15 protein-coding genes and 1 pseudogene are annotated in these 20,802 nt (G+C 59.5%); 4 read left to right on the forward strand and 12 right to left on the reverse strand.

Annotated elements, in window-relative coordinates:
* Window position 1 precedes the first annotated feature (1 nt).
* The 6 genes from C2846_RS08195 to C2846_RS08220 all read right to left on the reverse strand — a co-directional run bounded on the left by C2846_RS08195 (window position 2) and on the right by C2846_RS08220 (window position 7,094).
* Window positions 2-1,165, reverse strand: coding sequence for an iron-containing alcohol dehydrogenase (locus C2846_RS08195; RefSeq protein ID WP_080050740.1), 1,164 nt, complete (start codon window positions 1,163-1,165; stop codon window positions 2-4).
* A gap of 7 nt (window positions 1,166-1,172) precedes the next feature.
* Window positions 1,173-2,564 carry an aldehyde dehydrogenase family protein gene (locus tag C2846_RS08200; RefSeq protein ID WP_119701206.1) on the reverse strand — a complete coding sequence of 464 codons (1,392 nt, stop codon included), beginning with the start codon at window positions 2,562-2,564 and terminating at the stop codon, window positions 1,173-1,175.
* An 8-nt stretch (window positions 2,565-2,572) separates the two neighbouring features.
* The gene (locus C2846_RS08205) at window positions 2,573-3,946 is read right to left on the reverse strand and encodes a glutamine synthetase family protein (protein WP_080050742.1); all 1,374 of its coding nucleotides are present in this window, start codon (window positions 3,944-3,946) and stop codon (window positions 2,573-2,575) included.
* Between the two features lie 104 nt (window positions 3,947-4,050).
* Window positions 4,051-5,109, reverse strand: coding sequence for a TRAP transporter substrate-binding protein (locus C2846_RS08210; RefSeq protein ID WP_080050743.1), 1,059 nt, complete (start codon window positions 5,107-5,109; stop codon window positions 4,051-4,053).
* Window positions 5,110-5,262: 153 nt separating this feature from the next.
* Window positions 5,263-6,588 (reverse strand): TRAP transporter large permease, encoded by a 1,326-nt coding sequence (locus C2846_RS08215; RefSeq protein ID WP_119701207.1) that lies wholly within the window; start codon window positions 6,586-6,588, stop codon window positions 5,263-5,265.
* Window positions 6,585-7,094 (reverse strand): TRAP transporter small permease subunit, encoded by a 510-nt coding sequence (locus C2846_RS08220; RefSeq protein WP_165443795.1) that lies wholly within the window; start codon window positions 7,092-7,094, stop codon window positions 6,585-6,587. Before C2846_RS08220 ends, C2846_RS08215 begins: the two co-directional genes overlap by 4 nt.
* Window positions 7,095-7,189: 95 nt before the next feature.
* Here C2846_RS08220 and C2846_RS08225 point away from each other — a divergent pair, with 95 nt between their 5' ends.
* A complete protein-coding gene (locus tag C2846_RS08225) occupies window positions 7,190-7,411 on the forward strand; it encodes a DUF3820 family protein (protein ID WP_080051742.1) in 222 nt (73 codons plus the stop codon).
* Here C2846_RS08225 and C2846_RS08230 read toward each other — a convergent pair whose 3' ends face one another.
* On the reverse strand, window positions 7,412-8,560 hold the full coding sequence (locus C2846_RS08230) for a hypothetical protein (protein WP_119701209.1): 1,149 nt from the start codon (window positions 8,558-8,560) through the stop codon (window positions 7,412-7,414).
* The gene (locus tag C2846_RS08235; protein WP_119701210.1) at window positions 8,553-9,329 is read right to left on the reverse strand and encodes a hypothetical protein; all 777 of its coding nucleotides are present in this window, start codon (window positions 9,327-9,329) and stop codon (window positions 8,553-8,555) included. Before C2846_RS08235 ends, C2846_RS08230 begins: the two co-directional genes overlap by 8 nt.
* 77 nt (window positions 9,330-9,406) lie before the next feature.
* Here C2846_RS08235 and C2846_RS08240 point away from each other — a divergent pair, with 77 nt between their 5' ends.
* Window positions 9,407-10,465, forward strand: a complete 1,059-nt coding sequence (locus C2846_RS08240; protein WP_080050748.1) for an AI-2E family transporter — start codon at window positions 9,407-9,409, stop codon at window positions 10,463-10,465.
* A gap of 15 nt (window positions 10,466-10,480) precedes the next feature.
* Here the strand turns inward: C2846_RS08240 and C2846_RS08245 are convergent, their stop codons facing one another.
* Complete coding sequence (locus C2846_RS08245) at window positions 10,481-11,488, reverse strand: Lnb N-terminal periplasmic domain-containing protein (RefSeq protein WP_119701211.1); 1,008 nt, start codon at window positions 11,486-11,488, stop codon at window positions 10,481-10,483.
* 269 nt (window positions 11,489-11,757) lie between these two features.
* Here C2846_RS08245 and C2846_RS08250 point away from each other — a divergent pair, with 269 nt between their 5' ends.
* Window positions 11,758-13,035 (forward strand): OmpP1/FadL family transporter, encoded by a 1,278-nt coding sequence (locus C2846_RS08250; RefSeq protein WP_119701212.1) that lies wholly within the window; start codon window positions 11,758-11,760, stop codon window positions 13,033-13,035.
* Window positions 13,036-13,114: 79 nt separating this feature from the next.
* Here the strand turns inward: C2846_RS08250 and C2846_RS08255 are convergent, their stop codons facing one another.
* A complete protein-coding gene (locus C2846_RS08255) occupies window positions 13,115-18,370 on the reverse strand; it encodes a DUF4011 domain-containing protein (protein ID WP_119701213.1) in 5,256 nt (1,751 codons plus the stop codon).
* A gap of 245 nt (window positions 18,371-18,615) precedes the next feature.
* Between C2846_RS08255 and C2846_RS08260 the strand changes: the two are divergent.
* A pseudogene (locus C2846_RS08260) lies at window positions 18,616-18,756 on the forward strand (NADPH:quinone oxidoreductase); the annotation flags it as partial.
* Window positions 18,757-19,020: 264 nt separating this feature from the next.
* Here C2846_RS08260 and darG read toward each other — a convergent pair.
* Window positions 19,021-20,097: a type II toxin-antitoxin system antitoxin DNA ADP-ribosyl glycohydrolase DarG gene (darG, locus tag C2846_RS08265; RefSeq protein WP_119701214.1), complete on the reverse strand. Its 1,077-nt coding sequence runs from the start codon at window positions 20,095-20,097 to the stop codon at window positions 19,021-19,023.
* A 21-nt stretch (window positions 20,098-20,118) separates the two neighbouring features.
* Window positions 20,119-20,763 (reverse strand): type II toxin-antitoxin system toxin DNA ADP-ribosyl transferase DarT, encoded by a 645-nt coding sequence (darT, locus tag C2846_RS08270; RefSeq protein ID WP_119701215.1) that lies wholly within the window; start codon window positions 20,761-20,763, stop codon window positions 20,119-20,121.
* Window positions 20,764-20,802: the final 39 nt, after the last annotated feature.

Genomic DNA, 20,802 nt, shown 5'->3' on the forward strand with positions numbered 1-20,802 from the left:
TTCACAACTCTCCATTCAGAGCCTTGAGCAACAACTGCGAGTACTGCTGCGCAGTAAAGGGCACAGGGTTGGTCCCAGCCGAGGGATCGACCTCAGCCATCTGACCAACCCGCTCAAGCTGAGCGTCATCGATGCCGATCTCGGCTAACGTCATCGGAATGCCGACCGTAGCGCGCAAATCGAGCACCCAGTCCAGCACCGCGCCAAAGCCCGGCTGCGCCAGGCCCAGATAGCGCCCCAAACGCTCCATCGGCGCATTGATAACAGCGCGGTTGGCCATCAGCACATAGGGCATCAATACTGCATTGAGCAACCCATGATGGGCATCATAGAGCGCGCCAAGCGGGTGGGCCAGTGCATGCATGGCGCCGAGCCCACGCTGAAATGCCGTAGCGCCCATGCTTGAGGCGACCAGCATTTGCAAACGGGCCTCCAGATCGTTGCCCTGAGCCGTTGCCCGTGGCAGGTAGTCCTTGACCAGACGCATCCCCTCCAGCGCAATACCCTCAGCCATGGGGTGATACACCGGCGAGCAGAAGGCCTCCAGACTGTGCGACAACGCATCCATACCGGTGGCAGCGGTAATTTTGGGCGGCAGGCCAACGGTCAGTTCAGGATCCAGGATCACCAGTGCCGGCAGCATTCTGGCGTGGAAAATAATGCGTTTGACCCGAGCCTGCTCATCGGTAATCACCGAGGCGCGACCAACCTCAGAGCCTGTGCCGGCTGTCGTCGGCACCGCAACCACCGGCGCCATACCCGCCACATTGACCCGCAGATAGTTGTCACCCACATCCTCGAAATCCCATAACGGCCGACTTTGACCGACCATCAGCGCAATCGCCTTGCCGGCATCCAGCGCCGAGCCGCCACCGAAGGCGATCACTCCGTCATGGATTCCCGCCTTGAAGGCCGCAACCCCAGCATCCACATTGGCTCCGGTCGGATTGCCCTTGATTGCGGAAAACAACCCCACCTTGAGCCCCTGGTCACGGCAATACTGCAGCGCCTGCTCGACCATCGGCAGTCCGGCCAGACCAGGATCGGTGACCAGCAACGGTGCGCTCATCCCGAGCTGCTGACAAGCCGTGGGCAACTCGGCAATCCGCCCGGCGCCCACCCGGATCAAGGTCGGATAATTCCAGTTCATACGGTACTGGTCCATGATGACCTCACAACAGGGTTTTGAAATGGAAGGACTTGGGACGGGTCAGATGTTCATAGCCAATGCTCGACAACGTGCAGCCACGCCCTGAGTTCTTGACACCGGTCCAGGCCAGGGCCGGGTCCAGATAGTCACAGCGATTGAGAAACACCGTGCCGGCGTCGATACGCTCTGCCAGCGCCAGGGCGGCCGGCTCATTCTGGCTGAAGATCGCCGCGGTCAGGCCGAACTCGCTGTCGTTCATCAGGGCCAGGGCCTCATCATCATTGCTGACCCGCTGAATCCCTACGACTGGGCCAAAGGTTTCCTCAGTCATCACTCGCATGCCATGATTAACGCCGGTCAGTATCTGCGGGGCCAGATAGCAGGTTCCGGGCTTGTCCAGCTTGAAGCTGTCAGGGTCGATCAACGCACTGGCACCCTGCCCCACGGCTTCGGCCACCTGAGCACGAATGAAGGCCGCCGCCTCGGGCCGAACCACCGGCCCCAGGGTCGTTGCCGGATCATCCGAGCGGCCCAGCCGGTAAGTCTTGACCAACGCCACCGCCTGCTCGACAAAGTCATCGTACAAGTAGTCATGGACATAGATGCGCTCAATTGCGCAGCAGGACTGTCCGGAATTGAAGAACGCCCCATCCACACAGGTTTCCACTGCATGGGCCAGGTCGGCATCGGCCCGCACATAGGCCGGGTCCTTGCCGCCAAGCTCCAGGCCGGTGGCGATGAAGCGCCCGGCAGCCGCCTTCTCGACCATGGCGCCACCGGCCACCGAGCCGGTGAAGGCCACATGACGTACCGGCTCGGCCTGAATCAGCTGTTCGGTATCAGCATGGCTAAGGTGCAAAAACTGGAACACACCCTCAGGTAGCCCGGCCTCGCGAAATGCCTCGACCATACGTTCTGAGCACAGCGGGGTCTGGGCCGAATGCTTGAGCAATACTGCGTTGCCAGCCAGCAAGGCCGGCATCACCGCGTTCACTGCCGTAAGGTAGGGATAGTTCCAAGGCGCAATCACCAGCGATACCCCGAGCGGCTCGCGGCGAATGAAACGGCTAAAGCCGGGCTTGTCCGGCAGGCGGATATCGGCCAGCGCCTGCTCGGCGATATCGGCCATGTAACTGGCACGTTCGACAAAACCCCGCACTTCACCAGGCGCATAACGAATCGGCCGGCCCATCATCCAGCACAACTCCTCGGCCAGTTGCGCCTCGCGGGCGGCGAAGGCTTCAATCGCCCGGCGCCCCAACGCAACCCGCTCGGCCAGCGGCGTCTGTTTCCAGCGCTGCTGGGCATACACTGCGCTGTCCAGCACCCGCTGAATCTGCTCCTGCGTAGCCAGATCACGCTCTAGATAAAGCGAGCCGTCAATCGGCGAAAAGGTCTGCAAGCGCTTGCTCATGCGTCACCTCAGATAATTTCGAAGTAGCGATCCAGCTCCCAGTCGCTGACATGCCGGCGGTATTCACGTTCTTCCCATTCGCGGCTAGCTGCATAGTGTTCGACAAAGGCATCGCCGAACATTTCCCGCGCCGCCTGCGAGGCTTTCAAGCGCTGGGCGGCATCCCACAGCGTGCGCGGCAACGCCAGCTCGGGCGGATGGGTCATATCGTAGGCATTACCGGTCACAGCTGCGGTGGGCTCCCACTGCTGCATCACGCCATACAGCCCGGAGCCAATCGCCACCGCCAGCGCCAGATAGGGGTTGGCATCAGCGGCGCCGAGCCGGTACTCCTGGCGCTGCGACTTGTCCGAACCGGGAATCACCCGCAGAGCGGCGGTCCGGTTCTCTACCCCCCAGGTGGCATCGGTGGGAGCCCAGAATCCGGGAATCAGCCGTCGGTAGCTGTTCAGCGTCGGCGCGACCATGCACAAAAACTCCGGCATCAGGCGTTGCTGGCCAGCCAGAAAATGGCGCTGTAGCGGGCTCATGCCATGGGGCTGATCGGGGTCATAAAAAGCCGACTTGCCGGTTGCGCTGTCACGCAGCGAAACATGCATGTGCCCGCTCTGCCCGGGGTATTTGCCCGACCACTTGGCCATAAAGGTCGCCATCAGCCCATTGCGCTGGGCCAACACTTTCATGAAGGTCTTGAACAGCGCGGCCTTGTCTGCGGCGGCTTCGGCCCCGTCAACGGCAATCGCCGCCTCCAGCACGCCGGGTCCGGTTTCGGTGTGCAGGCCTTCCAGCGGAAAGTCCATGCGCTGGCCCATATCCAGAATCTGATGGTAGAGCTCGGCATGCACCGAGTTGCGCAGCATCGAGTAGCCGAACCAGTCCGGGGTAAATGGCTTCAGGTCACGAAACCCCTTGGCCCGGGCCGAGTCCGGGGTTTCATCGAACATGAAAAATTCGTATTCCAGTGCGGCAAAGGGCTCAAGGCCCAATGAGCGGCAGCGTTCAACCACCCGGCGTAGAGTCGCCCGCGGACAGATGGCCTCGGCCTGTTGATCGAATTCAGCCAGAAACAGCAGCATGCCGTCCTCGAACGGGATATCCCGACAACTGTCTGGCAAGATACGCACTGGTGCATCCGGGTAACCGGTATGCCAGCCGGTGTAGGTGGCATTGTCGTAGAGCTGGTCCTTGACGTCCCAGCCCAGTACCACATCGCAGAAGGCAAAACCCTTGTCCAGCGAGGAGAAGAACTTCTCCCGGCTCATGTATTTGCCACGCAGTACCCCGTCGTTGTCGAAAAGCCCCACCTTGACGTGGTTGAGTCCACGTTCTTCAACGATCTGCCTGGCCTGCTCCACGGTCTTGATTTCACGCGGTCTGAGCATGATAAGCCCCCGTCTTGTTGTCGTTCCGCCCTTCGCGCTCGCAGAGCGCTCCTGCCTTGAATGCCCGCTTGGCAGGAGCGGCCTGCGGCCGCGAAGGAGCTGACTCAGGCGCAGCGATACGGCGTACCGGCCTTGGCCATCAGTGCGTTGTATTTCTTGAAAATATCCACCACCCGGGCACAACGCGGGCTGGTCTTGGCGATTTCGTCCCAGAATTTCAGGGCCTCTGCCTCGACCGTGGCCCACTCTGCATCAGGAATGGTGGTCAACTGCATCTTGGTGCCTTCCACCCGCAACTGTGCCTCTCCGCCCCAATACCAGTGCTGACGGTAATAGTTGGAGCTGTCGATGCACAGCTTGAACAGGGTTTTGAGGTGCTCGGGTACTGCATTCCACTTGTCTTCGTTGGCAAAGTAGGAGCCGCACCAGGCGCCGGAGATGTTGTTAGTCAGGAAGTAGTTGGTCACATCGGCCCAACCCACCGTGTAGTCTTCGGTAATACCCGACCAGGCAATGCCATCGAGCTCACCAGTCTGCACCGCCACTTCCACATCCTCCCAGGGTACGGTGACCGGCACCACGCCGAAGCGTGACAGGAACCGCCCGGCAGTCGGGAAGGTAAAGATCCGCTTGCCCTTAAGGTCATCGAGCTTGTGAATCGGCTGCACAGTGGCGAAGTTGCACGGGTCCCAAGCTCCCGCGCCGAGCCAGGTCACGCCGCGAACCTCGCCATAAGCCTCGGCCCAGATTTCATTCAAACCGTATTGTTCGAACAGTACCGGAATGTCCAGGCTGTAGCGCGAGGCGAACGGGAAGTAGCCACCGAACACGGAAATATCCACCGGCGCGGCAATCGAGTCGTCGTCGCTTTGCACCGCATCAATGGTGCCGCGCTGCATAGCCCGGAACAGCTCGCCGGTCGGCACCAACTGATCGGCAAAATACAGCTGGATTTCCATTTCCCCGTTGGCAGCCTTGTTGAAGGCATCAATAGAAGGCTTGATCACGTGCTCGGCCAGGGCTGGCCCGGCATAGGTCTGCAATCGCCAGGTGATCTTGCGGGGTTCCTGAGCGTAAATGTGGGCGCTGCCGAGGGCAGCGGTACCCACCGCTGCGCCGCCGGTTATGGCCGCTTTCTTCAAAAACTCGCGTCTGCTGCTCATGCTGTCACCTCCAAAAAGTCGAACTCAATGTCGTCTACCGCATGGTCAGGCAGCCCGCTGGCTACCTGGTGCGTGAGGTCGTGGCATGAACAGCCAATCGATGCCTGGCCTTCGCGCAAAGCGCCGACTACTCGGCTGGCGCGCAAGTTGTTGCTATCGCCCGTAATGCCATTGCGGCAACCACAGCGCCAACTGTGGGAAGACCATCACCAGCACCAGAGCAATCACCATCACCAACACAAAGGGGGTGATGGACATATAAATGTCACGCAATGACACCTCGGGAGGCGCCATCGCTCGCATCAAGAATAAGTTATAGCCGAATGGTGGCGTCATATAGGCAATCTGACAGGTAATGGTGTACAGCACGCCGTACCAGATCAGGTCAAACCCCAAAGCGCCGACCAGCGGTATATACAGTGGGGCGACGATGACCAGCATCGCGGTATCGTCGAGAAACATGCCCATCAGGATGAACGACAGCTGCATCAGAATCAGCACCTGCCAGGCGGTCAGGTCCAGCCGCTCGATAAAGAAGTGCTCAATCGCCCGCACTGCCCCAAGCCCGTCGAACACCGCACCAAAACACAAGGCGGCAAGAATGATCCACATAAACATGCAGGTAATGGCCAGGGTCTTGCGCATGGTTTCTTCCAGCACCCGGCGGTTAAGCCGGCGCTTGACCAGCGCCGCCAGGGTGGCGGCGGTTGCGCCCACCGCCGAGCTTTCGACCAGACTGGTATAGCCCATGAGAAACAGCCCGGTCATGGAGAAGAAGATAAACAGCGGCACAAGACCGGCCGACAGCAGTCGAAACTTTTCACCCCAACTGATCTGCCGGCGCTCCTCTTCCGCCAGCACCGGCCCCAGATGCGGCTGCAACCGGCAACGAATGGCAATGTAAAGAATGAACAGTCCAGCCATGATCAGCCCGGGGAACACCCCGGCCAGCCATAGCTGCCCGACTGGCTGACGGGCGATCATGCCGTAGAGCACCAGCACCACACTCGGCGGGATCAGAATGCCCAGCGAACTACCGGCCTGGATAACCCCGGTGACCATCACCTTGTCATAGCCGCGTCGCAACAATTCGGGCAAGGCGATACTGGCGCCGATCGCCATACCTGCCACGCTCAGGCCGTTCATCGCCGAGATCGCCACCATCAAGGCAATGGTGCCGATAGCCAGACCACCATGCACCGGCCCCATCCAGACATGGAACATTCGGTACAGATCTTCAGCCAGACCCGACTCGGACAGCATATAGCCCATGTAGATAAACAGCGGCAGTGTCAGCAGCGGATACCAGCGCATCAGCTTCATTGCTGCGCTGAAGGCCATCTCTGAGCCACCGTCGCCCCACAGCCAGAAGGCAGCCACCACCGCGACAAAACCAATGGCGCCAAACACCCGTTTCCCGGTAATCAGCAGCAGCATCATGCTGCTGAACATCAGCAAGGCAATGACTTCATAACTCATTCGAGCGGTTTCCCCCAGGCTACGGCTACGTCCTTGAAGAAGGTGGAAATCGCCTGCAACAACATCAGCGCCACACCGATGGTCATGATGATCTTGATCGGCGCCATTCGCGGCGACCAGGACGAGAAGCTGGTTTCGTTGTATTCCAGCGCGTAGTACGACGAGGAAATCCCGCCGTAGAGCAGAAAGCACAGATAGACAATCAGCAGAATGATGGTGAAGGCATCGATTACTGCCCGGGTACGTGGTGACCAGCGGCTATACAGCAGGTCCATCCGAACATGGGAGCCAAGCTGCATGGAGTAGGCGCCGCCAATCAGGAAATAGCCGACCATCAGAAACTGGGCGGTTTCCATGGTCCAGAGTGCCGGAGTGAAGAAGGTCTTGCTGATCGATGAGTACAACAGCACACCAATCATGACGAATATCAGGTACATCGTGCATCGGCCAATAAACCGATTCATCGCATCCACTGCCCGCACGTACCATCGAATCGCCTTTGACATTGGCGCCTCGCCCGTTGTCGTCGTATGAATGCAATATAGACGAGGCTAAAGATATTCGAGGCATAATGAGCGCAAACTTGATTCAGGCCAGCGTAATGAACCCCGAAGACCTTTCCCTGCTAGTCACCCGCCAGATGCCCTTTGGCAAATATCAGGGCCGGCTGATCGCTGACCTGCCCGGCCATTATCTGGGCTGGTTTGCCCGTTCTGGCTTTCCCAAGGGTGAGCTTGGCCGGCTGCTGGCCCTGATGCATGAAATCGACCACAACGGCCTGAACGCCCTGCTCGAGCCGCTGCGCAAGAATGCTCGCCGCTGATCAGCGGCGACCAAAGATGTGAAAACGCGGTGCCAGTTCGGCGCTGTCGTAGGCTGCGGCCAAGGCATCATCACGGTGCCCGGCGGCCTGATCCAGCAATGCCCGCCATTGCCCCTTGAGCTTTGCACGCAGCAGATCCTGTTGCTCGGCCAGACCGGCATACAAGGCCTGCTCCTGATCATCGCGCAACATGGCTTCCTCGGCCTTGAGCACAGCAAAGTCGGTGACCACTATGGTGCCTGCCGCAGTCATGAACACCACCGCCCCCGTTGCCAATGCCCCAGGCCCACTCGGAGAAGTAGCCACTGCTGCCGCCCCACCGCTGCTGATCGCAGCACTCAGTCTGGGCGCCAGCCGGGCGGCATAGCCACTGAGAATCAGCCGTGCGCTCTGCAAGGCCGGCAGACTGGCCAGACGCGGCAACAAGGCCCGGCGGGCCAGCAGTCCAAGGCTACCAACACCAGCCACCGCCGAAGCCTGGGCGCTGATCTGCCAGCGCTGAACATCACGCTCGCCTGGGCCAAAGGCCCGGTTTATCGCCCGATCAATATCCACGCTGACCGGCTTGTCCTTGTCGCCCAGCACTACCTGCTGTTCGGCAAAGTTCGCGACCAGCCGCTGGCGCAGGGCCGTGCCCTGCTCTGCCAAACGGCGTGACAACTCCTGGGTCAAGGCCTGATCGAACTCGGCAAAGTGCTGCTGCGCGCCACTGTGTTCGAACAGATAACGGTACAGCCGCTCACTTGTGCCCGACTCGAGTTGACCGGTCACGGCCAGATACAGTCGGGTGTAGGAGCCAGGTAACGAGTAATACCAGTCCAGATAGGCCGGCACGGCCTGCTCGGCGCGGTCAAACCCCTGGGCCAGCCACAGATCGATCCAGGTCTGCATATCCTGGTCAAGCTTGCTGGCATGCTCGGCGCTCAGCGCCTCGAGTTGCTGATTGAAAGCCCGCAGGGTCTTGCCATCGAGTAGTAGTTGACGATCATCGACCAGTACCGCAAACACCTGATTGTCGGCCAGTTGAGCACTCAGGCTGCGCAGCCCCCAACTCAACAGCGCAAAAACCAGCAACACGCCGAGCAGACTGAGCAACAGCCACTGCCCGCGGCCAGACCTCAAACGTGTTGCAAAATCCAAATCAGCCATGATGCTTCTCCCGCCGGTTCAGCAGCGCATCAGAACCCACCAGCACCCGGACCCAGGCCCACAGAAAGGTCGCGGTGGTCAACAGCAACAGACTCCAGCCCAATATGGCGAGCAAGCCTCCGGTTTCGACATCACCCAAGGTGTTCTGTAGCGCCCACATCAGCGTCAGATCGAGCAGTTGATACAACCGCTCAAGCACACCAAAGAGCATCAGCACCCGCTGCTCGGTATCCAGGTTAACAGCCATAGCCCGATCCCAGGGCAACCCGATCATGTCCGGTTGTGACAGGGCCAAAGCCAGCAGCAGATAGCCCAGCATCAGTGCTACCGTGGCTACCGGCACCAACAGCCGCCGCCCCAGAGCCGCCAACGCCTGCGGTTTGACATGGGCCTGCAGGCGCTGGCGCATAAACACCGTCAGCCAGGCCAGTAACGGCATCGCCAACAGCAACACAGCCCAAAGCGCGGCTGGCAACAGGCTCAGTTTGACCAGCATCAGCAGCCCCAACCCAATGGCCAGCAGCAGATTCCAGCCGACCATCAACACGCCGCCACGCAACAGCCGGTGCCAGGGTGAGCTTTCCAGCAGGTACTGACCCAGCCAGGTCGCCCGTCGCAACCGGGAAGACTCCAGACAACCGGTGAAAATCAGCCAGGCGACCAGTCCCCACAGCGGCAGAAACAAACCACTGCGCCAAGGCTCCGGCAGCCACGTCCACAACAGCAGCACTGTGACAATCACTACATAATGGGCGGGCAAATAGCGCAAGAGCGGGCTCCGGTGGTGTGTCGGCCATGATTAATCATTATCATGGCGGCAGTTTACGATCCCGTACAGGACCCAATATGAGCAATTCCCCCGCAGAGACAGGCAGGCCCTTTTCCACCACTTGGCTGTGGCTAATGGGGGCCGCCGCTGTGGTGATTGTCCTGGCCGGCCTCAAGGCCATCAGTTCAATCGTCACCCCATTTCTGCTGGCCGCCTTTCTGGCCATCATCTGTGCACCACCGCTGACCTGGATGCAACGTCGTGGGGTACCCAGCCCGCTCTCGGTACTGATCCTGTTCTCTGTGGTAGGTCTGACCTTTTTTCTGCTGTTTCTGGCACTCAAAGATGCAGCAGAAAGTCTGGCGACCCACGCCCCGCTGTACCAAGCGCGATTCTCTGGCTGGATGAACGATCTGCGTCAACTGCTGGCCAACCGCGGGCTACCGCCGGAACTGCTGCCCCAGAGTCTGCCTCTACCAGCCACGGCCACCATCACCGGCGCTGCACGCGGTATCGCCGGCGGGCTGGGGCAATTCACCGCCAGCACCCTGCTGGTGCTGTTGGCGTTCATGTTCCTGCTGCTCGAAGAGCGGACCCTTTCTGACAAGCTCAATGCCGCCTTCCCCGATCGCCCCCGCGCCCGGGTCCGAGCCCGGCGTTTCCTGCGCTCGGTTTACCGCTACCTGCTGATCAAGACCGCCGCCAGCACCACCACCGGTCTACTGGTCGGCATTGGCCTTGCGCTGATCGGTGTGGAATTCGCTGTGCTCTGGGGGATTGTTGCCGGACTGCTGAACTTCATCCCGACCATTGGCTCAATCATCGCCGCTGTGCCGGCGGTTCTGGTTGCGCTGCTGGGGCTGGGCATTACCGAGGCCATCATAGTGCTGGGCATGTATGTGGCAATCAACACCATCATCGGCAATATCCTTGAGCCACGCCTAATGGGCCGCTCGCTGGGGCTGTCACCACTGGTGGTGCTGGTATCACTGCTGGTCTGGGGCTTTGTGTTCGGCCCAGTCGGCATGCTGCTGTCGATCCCGTTGACCATGATCGCCAAGCTTGCCCTGGACGCTTCACCACAAACTCGCTGGGCGGGCATTCTGATGAGTGATCAGGTGCGTAAACCGCGCTGAGCGCGGTGTAACGCCCTACTCGTCAGATGCCTGATCCCAGCCCGGCACCCCACGGCGAATCAAACGGGAGAAATCCGGGTCGGAGCCGGCCTGGATTGCCCGCTCGGTAATGCGTCCGCGCTGGCGCAGCTCCTCTAGGTCATAGCCTTTCTCCAGCCCATCAAGCTGCTTAATGTACTCGGGCAGGTAGCCTGTCAGCAGCAAGCGATAATCGCGTGGCAGGTGCGGCAGAATCTTGCGCGCCATGCCAAACACCAGAGTTGTGCAGTTGGGGCTGATGCTGTGGTAGAAGCGCGGTTCGGCTGCCAGCCGGTTGGCTTCGTCCACGAACGATAACAGCAAGGCCCGACCATCACGCGGGTTGAGCCCGATCCTGTAGAGATAGGCGTCCTCATCCCGCACATTGGTCCTGACCCGCACCGCATCACGCTCGTCGGTAGCAATGATGCTCAATTCGAACTGCTTGAAGAACCCGCCAATTTCGGAGAATTCCTCGCCCCGCTCACGGCGAATCTCCACGCTGAATACCACGAACTGCCCATCATCAAAACCGAAGGAGACCAGCACATGGGCAATCGCCCGGCGACCCCAGTAAGAGGTAATCATGTCTACGCTGTGCAGTCGGCTCAGATCGTATTCGCGACTCTCCCAGCGAATGTCGTAGTCCTCGGGCGTGCGCCAGTCGAAATTGCGGACATTATGCAGCGTCAGCCGGTCACCCTGTACTTCGCCGGTGGTGATGTGCGCCAGATCATCGGCCCAATCGCGCTCGCTGGAGGGTTTGAGCGTATGCCACCAAGCCAACAGCGCTGCGAACATCAGCCCATATACCAGCAGCACCAGCCAGGGACGCCCGCTCCACAGCAGCGCCATCAGGACCATCAGGGCCAGACACCAGCCAGCCATCAAGAGCAGTCGCGGCAATGTTCCCCAGGCCTGTTGAAAGTACAAAGCCAGCACCGCCCAGACGCTACTGGTCAGCAACACGGTGCTAAGTAGCAGCAACAGCAGAGTTCTCAACATTCGCCCCACGATCCCAAAAACGAAGCCGCAAACATATCAGGCTTTGCCAGCAAATTCCCTTGTGGTTCCGGTAAATAGCCAACAGCATCAACAAAGCCACCCAGGCAGCAGAAAACCGGACCAGATGGTCAAACATTGACTTAGTGGCAATATGTAAGATTTTCGCCCCAAACTGTCCCAAAAAACAAAGAAGATCGTTGCAAGATATAATCTTGGTTTTTGTTTCACCATGCTTTAGCCTCCCCGGTCCGCAAAACCGGAGTGATTCAATGTTTCAACGCGTCATGAAAACCTGCCTGGCACTGGCCGTCGCCAGCGCTTCCAGCCAAGCCCTGGCCAATGGCCTGGCCATCAACGAACAAAGCGCCAGTGGCGCCGGCACCGCCTTTGCCGGGCGCTCGTCCTCGGCGCTGGATTCAAGCACCATCTACGGCAACCCGGCCGGTCTGGCCCGGCTCAAACGCGCCGAAGTCAGCGGCGGTATCGCCATGGTCAAGGCTGATGTCGACATCTCCAACGTCAACAGCACCGCCCAGGGCAGCAACAAAGGCGACATGGTGCCACTGGCACACGTACCTTTCGGCTACTACGCCAAACCGATCAACGACGAATGGGCTTTCGGCCTCGGCGTCTATGTACCATTCGGCGTCATCAGCGACTACGAAAAGAGTTTCCAGGGCTCATCCCATGGCCTGTACAGCTCGGTCCGGGTCGTGACCATCCAGCCGACCGTCAGCTACGCCTTTAATGAGCGCGTATCTATCGGTTTTGGTCCGACCTTCAACCGTATTGACGGCAAACTGACCAATACGCTGGCTACCAGCCAGATGGGTGCGCCGTCAGACACCCTGGTCAATATCAAGGGTGACGACACCGCCATGGGCTTCAATGTCGGCATCATGGCCAGCCTCACCGACCGCACTACTGTCGGTGCAACCTACCACTCCAAGGTCAAATACCAGCTCGAAGGGCGTACCAAAATTTCCGGCTCGCCCATGGGCATGTTCGATGGCGAAATGGATGCCAAGCTGGACATCACCATGCCTGAGTCGCTCGACCTCTCCGTGACCCATCAACTGGATGATCGCTGGACGCTGTACGCTGGCGGTGTATGGACACGCTGGAGCCGCCTGGAAGGTATCGAGGCGCGCAACAGCAACCCGGTCAGCCCGCGCTTTGCCGCCATCAGCGAAGAACTGAACTGGGAAAACACCTGGTCCTTCTCAGTGGGCACGGCCTATCAACTGAACCCGCAATGGGTACTGCGCAGCGGTCTGGCCCTGGACCCATCGCCAACCAGCAACGCACACCGCAACGTGCGAATCCCGGTCGGCAACCGCAAGATCTTCACTCTGGGCGCTGGCTGGTCCCCGAACGCTGACGTCACCCTCGACCTTGCGTATGCCTACCTCTGGGAAAACACCGCCAGCGTGCATCAGAAAGCCGGCTCGGAAATCGCTCCTGGCGTCCTGCTCAAGCAGGAATACAACGCCAAGTACGACAACAGCGCCCACGGCCTGACTGCTCAATTGACCTATCGGTTCTGAGTTTCCGACAGGCAAAAAGAACCCCGCCCCGGGGTTCTTTTTGCCTAACCGCACACTATCAACTCAGCTCACCTGGCGTTCAATCTGTGGCGCCAGACAAAGCTATGGCATCCGTTCTGCGCTTTGTGTGCAGCATTCGCAACTGCGTATCGAGCCGGTCGATCACGGCCTGGGGATTGGCCCAGTAGGCGAGCGACCATAGTCGCAGTATGTTCCAACCCAGCCCCGCCAATACGCTACCGCGTACCAGTTCGCGGTCACGAGCGGTAGCGGCTCGGCGGTAGGTGTCGCCATCGCACTCAATACCTCCCAGGAAATAGTCCGGGGCATCAGGATCGACTACGCCCAGGTCGATACGGAACTGCGACACCCCGATCTGCGGTCGAATGGTCCAGCCGCGCTGACGCAGATCCTCAGCAACTGCGGCCTCCAACGCAGAAGCAAAGCCGCCAGTATCGCCAGGTATCGCTTCAGCCAGTGCGCGTAGACCGCGCTCGGCAAACTCGAGGAAATGCTTCAGATCACGCACCCCAATGGCTGCCGTGCGTGACAGATCGATCTGCTCGGCCCGCAGACTGGAGAACACCTTGAGTTCCATTCGCGCCCGGGTAATAGCCACGTTCAGCCGGCGCTCGCCACCGTTCTGATTCAGCGGTCCGAAATTCATACTGACCCGTCCGCTCTGATCCGGCCCGAAGGTGATGCTGAACAAAATCACATCGCGCTCATCACCCTGCACCGATTCGAGGTTCTTGACGAAAACCGGTTCGATCAGGTCTTCGGCAAAGAATCGGTCCAGTTGCGGATTACGCTGGCGGGCGGCATCCAGCAGGTCGAGAATCAGCATCTGCTGTTTCTGGTTGAAGGTCACCACCCCCAGGCTCTGCTGATTGCGTCCGGGGTCCATCAGCCGCTGCTCGATTTCAGCCACAATGGCCTCGGCCTCAGCGCGATTGGTCTGACTGGCACCGCGCTCATAACAGCCTTCCAGATAGTCCATGCTAACGGCAGTATCGGTAGTGACCGGCGAGGGAAAGGTCACCAGATTGCCGTCGTAATAGCGCTGGTTGGAGAAGGTAATCAGGCTCTCATGGCGCGAGCGGTAATGCCACGACAAGTTGATCACCGGCAGGTTACAACCGAGCATTTCATCCAGAATGCTTTCCAGATCCTGCTCCTCTTCCAGCTCCTCATCGACCTCGGCCTGCGCGGTACTGAAAAAAGCCGTGGGCGGCAATTGTCTGGGGTCACCAACCACAACAGTCTGCCGCCCCCGGGCTATGGCGCCGATGGCATCCCAGACGGTAATTTGCGAGGCTTCGTCGAAAATCACCAGATCAAACGGCGGCTGTTCTACCGGCAGATACTGGGCAATCGACAGCGGCGACATCAGCAGGCACGGGGTCAGTTGGGCGATAGCGTTGGGCGCCTCGCTCATCAGTTGGCGTAGCGCCTTGTGCCTGGTTTTCTTCTCCAGCTCACGGCGAATGATGCCGAACTCGGAATTGCGGGTAACATCTTCTCGCTCCGCCAGCCCGCTGCGCACCAAACTACGCACATACTCGGCAGTCAGCGCCCTGACCTGCTGATCAAGCTCGGCGAAGCGCTCAATGCGCCGCTCGTGCTCAATGCTGAGAAAGCGTCTGAGCAGCGGCGACCGGTCAATCATCCAGGCCGACCACCAGCGCGCATAGTTGACCTCAACCGCCTGCCTGAACTGATCGGCTGAGATCAGCCCCTCCTCCAGCGCCTGCATCACCGCGAGCAGCTCGACCTCTTCGACGTCGTACCAGAGATGCCGCCAGGCACACCAGGTCTGCAGCGGCGTTTTAGCCGTGCGAATGCGTTGATCTATCGCCTCCAGCTCTGCCAGGCTGTCGAGCTGTGCCCTCGCCCTCTGTGGCTCATAGGGGTCGACCTGTTGCACAAAATGTCCCAGTGCATCCTGCAGGTTGCTCATCAGCCCGACAAACTCACTCAGTTGCACGCCGGTAGCACGCTCTGGACGCAGCAGTTCATTGCCATGCACGACCAGCTTGTGCACCGCACTGCGTAAAGCAACCAGGGTATCGGCATCCCTGGCCAGTGCGGCAATCTCTTCGCGCAGGTTGCCGGCCAGCTCACGCAGGGTCTGCAACTGCCCGGCATCGGAGTCCAGCCCAGCCCAGCCCGGTACATCACCCAGCTCTCGCTTGAAGCCATTCAACTCGGCGTGCATCTGTTGCAGCCGATCCAGAATAGCCAGATCAGCGGCAATGTCCGGATTGGCGCCCTGCGCGCCCGCTTGTTGCTGCAACAACTTGCGGCACTGGCGCCGCCGCAGCAGCCGCAACGGCCACCAATCCTGAGTAGCCGACTGCCAGAGCCGGTGCACCTGTGCCAGATCGATACTCAGCACACGCTGGCGGTCATAACCACAGGACAATGACGCCCAGTCCTGTTCAAACGAGTGCAGCAGCTCCAGCGCCCGATCCAATGTCTGCAAGGTACTCGCCAAATCAGGGGCAAAAGCAAAGCGCAGGTCCTTGCCTGCGCTACTCAGCAGCGTTCCCGACAGTGACTTCAGATACTCGAGCGTAGCCAGATTCGGCGCGTCTTCACGCAGCCCCAACAGCAGCAAGATTCCCGGCAATTTCGTGCTCAGGCTACGCGTCGCTTCAGTCAAGGCGGCACCGGCCTCCAGCAGCGTTTGCTGCCAGGACATGCTCCACTCGGTTACGTCGATGATCTGCAACGGATGATCTTTCAGCTCACCAACCTCACCGGCCAGCACCTGCACCCGCTCCGCCAGATCGAGCTTGTAGAGATAACCACCCTCATCGTCTATGGCACTGTGCGGCCAACCAAAATCAATGACCGGCATCCGAGGATACCCGGCTGCCAGACTTATCGACTCACGCAACGTCAACCCCGGCTCGTGCCGGTGATGCAACGCATCGACCAACGCATTCAGCTCCTCACGCACCGCCGCCAACTGGCCGGTACGTTCCAGCCAACGGTCTTCGGTCGACTCACCACGGGCATCCCAGGCCACGCCGAGCTGGCGGATCACATCCAGCTTGCGCGCTTTGTTGGAATGCAGTTCCAGGCAAAATTCACCCAAGCCCTGCTCGCGCAAACGCCGATAAACCACATCCAGCGCTGCGGCCTTCTCCGAGACGAACAGCACCGTGCGCCCCAGCCCCAGGTTATGCACGATCATGTTGGCAATGGTCTGAGACTTGCCGGTGCCCGGTGGGCCGATCATGACGAAGTTCTTCCCCGCCGCAGTAGCCATCACCGCCGCCAGTTGCGACGAGTCGGCGCTTAGCGGGGTGAACTGGCGCTCTGGAGGCAACTGAGCGTCGAGCGTATGCGGCTCGACAAAATCAACCTGGGCATCGAACGGGTCACGCGGCGAGTCGATCAGGTGCCGAACCACGGCGTTATCCTTGAGCGAATCGGTACGATCGACCAGATCCTTCCACATCAGGTACTTGGCAAAGGAGAAGGTGCCCAGATAAGCCTCTTCGCGCACCTCAAAGCCGCTGACGTCACGTATCTCGCGGCGCACCCGGTTCAGAATCGCATCGATGTCGGTGCCGCTGTCATCCTCCGGCAGCGCGCCCTCAAGCCCCTGAATATCCAGTGCGAAGTCCTGGCGCAGCATCTCCAGCAGTGTGGTGTTGAAGCGTGGTTCATCGTCAGCCAGGCTGATCTTGATGCCCGATCGCACCGACTGACGGGTGATGGTGACTGGCAGCAGAATCAGCGGCGCTCGGAAACGTCGTGTGTCTGCTCCCGGGCGCTGCCAATACAGACAGCCGATGGCCAGGAACAGCGTATTCGAGCCTCCCTCCTGCAAGTCGTTACGGGCCTTGCGGTAAAGATCTACCAAGGCTCCGTCGAGCCACTGCTGATCAGCCTGCACATACAGCGTCTTGCGTGTCAGCGCTGCCAGCGCCACGGTCTCATCCAGCCGCTGGCCCGTTTGCCGGGCAACCTGCCTGGCATCACGCAGATCCTGCCCCGGCGCCGCCTGAATGGTAAACGCCTGCCCCTGGGCCATCAGGTCTTCCAGCTTGGCCGGCTGCGGCACCTCAAGCGCAATATTGGAGCGCGTGTTGCGCATGTTCAGCAGCGGATTGCGCAGGCTCAGGTCCAGCAGCCGGCGCTGCCATTGCCCAAGCCGGCCTGTCGGCAAGCCCTGATCCTGTTGCCATTCGACCACCTGGCCGAGCAACGCCGGATCGTCCGGCACCTCTTCCAACGCTGGCGCACTCAGCGTCTCTGCTGCATCGGGCTGGGCCGGGCGCGGCGTATCGACAAAACTCAGCGGCAGAATGCGCTGCTCGCGGGCATGAGCGATATCCAATACTCCCTCAAACAGCGCATCCGATTCGGCCAAATGCTGTTCGGCAGTTTTCAGCGCCATACCAAAGCTGGCGCGCCGGCACAGCAGCGTGCTCTCCATCACCAGCAGTTCACGCAACTGAACCCGTTTACGCAGAGCCAGCAAATCCTGGGTATAGGCATGGGGAAAACCTTCCGGGCGCAACCACACGCCAACATAGGCATGACCATGTTCCAGAATCAGCAGCGGCTTGAGCCCCATCTGCTCGAACAGCGCCGCCAGCAGCAAACTGGTATCCAGGCAGGTAGCGCGGCGGGCATCAACAATCGCCTCTGGCGTGCGCACCTTCTGCCCGGTGCGCTCAAAGCTCTTGGGCGGATAGGCATAATCCAGATTCAACGCCAGCAGCGCATTCCAGACTGCGGAAACCTGCAACCAGATACGCCGTGGATCGGCCACCTCATAGGGGTGCAGCACACCATCATGACCGCCCTCGCGTAGCAGATCCGAAGCGCTGCGCAGCAAACGCTCGATCGTCGGCGCATTGGGCATGCAAAAAGCCGCCAGCAGCTCGGGGCTGTTGCCGTAACCACCCCACTCGTTATACGCCAGCACCTCCAGAGTCAGCCGCTGCTCGGCCAACACCTCGCCAGTGCCGTCCAGCAGCCGGAACAGCAACTGCGCCTGCACACTCTCCTGCAACGTGCGCAGATATTGGCTATCCAGCTCCGTTGCACAATCGGTGATATGAAAAGTACCGCCCGCCGCCAAACGCTCAACCTGCCAGACACGCGGCAATACAACGCCCGGCTCGGTCTGCAGCTCAACCCGCAGCCCGGCGAAGCTGCGCTCGCTGTCATTGATCAACTCGATATCACGAATGACCGGCACGCCATTTTGCTGAAACGCCAGATTGACCTGTGGCGCAGCACTGACAGCCAGGCGAATTAGCGCAGGCTGTTGCAGTGCGGGAGTGAGTGCGTCGGGAGTGAGCTGATCCATCAGAGCGCGTCCTTGAGTGCGGTTATCGAGCAGGCATATGGGGTATTGTGCCGAAGCCTGGATTGGGTGTCATTGTTGGGCTGCTCAGGAGGGGTAAGGTTTAACCGTCAGTATTGGAGAGTCAGCTATGTGCAGACAGGCAGACAGCTTGTGCACCGCTGCAATCACACCACTCCAGATCATCTCGTAGAATGAACGCGCAAATTCTTAAATCATTTTGCGGCCCGGAATCGTTCGAGCTGCGCGACGCAGCCAAGCCGCAAAACCTCGTACTGGCCCGAGGTAAGAACGCCAGTTATCACTTCGTTTTCACCAGACAGAACCACGGCAAACTTGATGAGTTGAGCGCATTGGTCGAGCACGACCACACGTTGGCTCCGTACAGCCCGCCATACTGCACCTTACTTCTATTGATAAAGAAACGCTCGCAATACTGGCAGGAAGCGGTGCAATCATCGCCACTCTGATCGCAATGGTAAAGTTCCCGCCACTGTTGGTAGCGGTTCTACTCGCATGCTGGATCTTAAGCCGGCTGCCAACCGCCGAACCACTGACCATATGACGCCCACCCCCTTCAAACAGCCTTTTGACTGTTTGAAGGGGGCATAGGTTATTTTTTCTTTCGCAATCAAGCTCGACCGCCTACCAATTCAGACAGCCCCATTCAACGGCGCCTGCTGCAGCCGATTAAGCGCCAGCTTCAGAGTAGCCAGATCAAAAAGCTTCAGCTTACGTTGCGCCCAGCTCTCACCGGCTGGCCACTGGCTGACACCTTCTTGCAACGCCTGCGGCTCAGGTGCTACGTGCTCTTTCGCCAACAACCAGTCAACAGTAGACAGCAACTCAAGCCCGAACGGTGATTCAAAGCCATCAATCAGCTTGGATGTCCTTTCGAGGGCCGGTAAATAGGCGCTGGCCTCTGTCTTGAGGTACAGCTCCACAATTTCGCGTTTGGCATCATTGAACCAGATTGGGTCCAGCGGATCAGAATCACTTATGCGTTTATCGCTTTTCAAGTAGCTACCATCCAGAGCATCCAGCAAGTGGCGCAGACGGTCAGCGTAAGGGCCATAATTCTTGGCAACAAAGCGCAGATCTAGCGGCTCCAGTCCCTCTGCCTCGATGGCTCGCTCCAGGAACCAGGCAAGCTTCTGGATTTCCAACAGACTGCACTCCATACCCATCACCCAGTAGCGGCGAACAAGCTCAGCGATCAGGGCACGGGCAGGTGTCAGCTTTTCAACACCCTTGGCTTTGGTAACATTCTGGTAACGAGCTGTGGGCTCATAAATGATGATTTCCACACCCTCCAAGTCACCCAGAGCCTGCTCGATATGCGGTTTGACTTCGTGCCAGTTCAAGCCACCATTCCCAGCCCCCAAAGGCGGGATAGCAATGGAGCCAACCTCATACTCTTCGATAAACCTGCTCAGGTCCGCCAAACCATCGATGATCCACTGCATCTGTGACTTTGCCCGCCAATGCTTCTTGGTCGGGAAGTTGATGATCCAGCGCGGCCCCATGAGCTCGCCCGTTTCCGTGACGAACATACGACCAACCTGCACCTCACCCGCTTTGCAGGCTTTGGCATAAGCAGCCATGTTGTCAGGGAAGCGATCCTTGAACATCAGTGCGATCCCCTTGCCCATCACGCCTACGGTATTGACTGTGTTCACCAGCGCATCAACGTCCGCATCCAGCAGATTACCGGTGGTGTAACTGATCATGCTGTTCTCCAGAATCGAGCCTCAAAAATACCACTGAGGCCTGCAGTGGACACCCAATTGGACACCCGACCTCGCCACCTGTTCTTCTAACTCGCTCTTCACCTGTGGGGTGTTGCACACCACACCCAACAGCGCCTCGAGTGGAGCCTGCCGATAGATCAGCGCCTCTGCCTGGTAACGCTCAACCTTCTCAGGGTCGTTTGGATCCCGCTTGAAATTGCGCTGTTGCAGCAACGGCCAGTCGATGAATCGCAAGTCTGCGAGGTCATTATAGTAATTCGCCGTCTGGGTGTATGCATGGCGATCCGTGAAGACAAACGGCAAACCAAGCTCTGAGAGCCGATACAGGCTGGAGACCAGAATGACGATATCGGCACTGGGTACCTGAGCTACTCCTCCCCGCCCGGTAAGGATGTTGAGGAGCATGGGTGAAAAAGGGGTGAAATAGAAAGGGATAAAATCGTTAAGCTTCCCGCCGGGTGCCAACGGTACCGGGCGCGTGCCTCGACGGTCGATCAGCTCCTGGTTCCCAATAGTCACCCAGTCAGACGATCGAGCCTGGCTATTCACGGCGTGCAGCCCATTGGCCAAAATCCACGGCATATTGCGTCGGTGGGTGATCCGCCAGATCAACGCCTTGTCGGGGTTTAGGTTTTTATAGTTCATCAGCAAGCCTGCTACGATTCACCTTCTGGATGGGCAACC

It is taken from the genome of Pseudomonas jilinensis, from assembly GCF_003586265.1.
Lineage (GTDB): Bacteria > Pseudomonadota > Gammaproteobacteria > Pseudomonadales > Pseudomonadaceae > Halopseudomonas > Halopseudomonas phragmitis.

Excerpts from the sequence above, each read along its gene's own strand:
- C2846_RS08230 (WP_119701209.1), bottom strand. The coding sequence starts at position 8,560 with ATGGCTGATTTGGATTTTGCAACACGTTTGAGGTCTGGCCGCGGGCAG.
- C2846_RS08225 (WP_080051742.1), top strand. The coding sequence starts at position 7,190 with ATGAACCCCGAAGACCTTTCCCTGCTAGTCACCCGCCAGATGCCCTTT.
- C2846_RS08245 (WP_119701211.1), bottom strand. The coding sequence starts at position 11,488 with ATGTTGAGAACTCTGCTGTTGCTGCTACTTAGCACCGTGTTGCTGACC.
- darG (WP_119701214.1), bottom strand. The coding sequence starts at position 20,097 with ATGATCAGTTACACCACCGGTAATCTGCTGGATGCGGACGTTGATGCG.
- C2846_RS08205 (WP_080050742.1), bottom strand. The coding sequence starts at position 3,946 with ATGCTCAGACCGCGTGAAATCAAGACCGTGGAGCAGGCCAGGCAGATC.
- C2846_RS08215 (WP_119701207.1), bottom strand. The coding sequence starts at position 6,588 with ATGAGTTATGAAGTCATTGCCTTGCTGATGTTCAGCAGCATGATGCTG.
- C2846_RS08255 (WP_119701213.1), bottom strand. The coding sequence starts at position 18,370 with ATGGATCAGCTCACTCCCGACGCACTCACTCCCGCACTGCAACAGCCT.
- darT (WP_119701215.1), bottom strand. The coding sequence starts at position 20,763 with ATGAACTATAAAAACCTAAACCCCGACAAGGCGTTGATCTGGCGGATC.
- C2846_RS08220 (WP_165443795.1), bottom strand. The coding sequence starts at position 7,094 with ATGTCAAAGGCGATTCGATGGTACGTGCGGGCAGTGGATGCGATGAAT.
- C2846_RS08250 (WP_119701212.1), top strand. The coding sequence starts at position 11,758 with ATGTTTCAACGCGTCATGAAAACCTGCCTGGCACTGGCCGTCGCCAGC.
- C2846_RS08200 (WP_119701206.1), bottom strand. The coding sequence starts at position 2,564 with ATGAGCAAGCGCTTGCAGACCTTTTCGCCGATTGACGGCTCGCTTTAT.
- C2846_RS08240 (WP_080050748.1), top strand. The coding sequence starts at position 9,407 with ATGAGCAATTCCCCCGCAGAGACAGGCAGGCCCTTTTCCACCACTTGG.
- C2846_RS08210 (WP_080050743.1), bottom strand. The coding sequence starts at position 5,109 with ATGAGCAGCAGACGCGAGTTTTTGAAGAAAGCGGCCATAACCGGCGGC.
- C2846_RS08195 (WP_080050740.1), bottom strand. The coding sequence starts at position 1,165 with ATGGACCAGTACCGTATGAACTGGAATTATCCGACCTTGATCCGGGTG.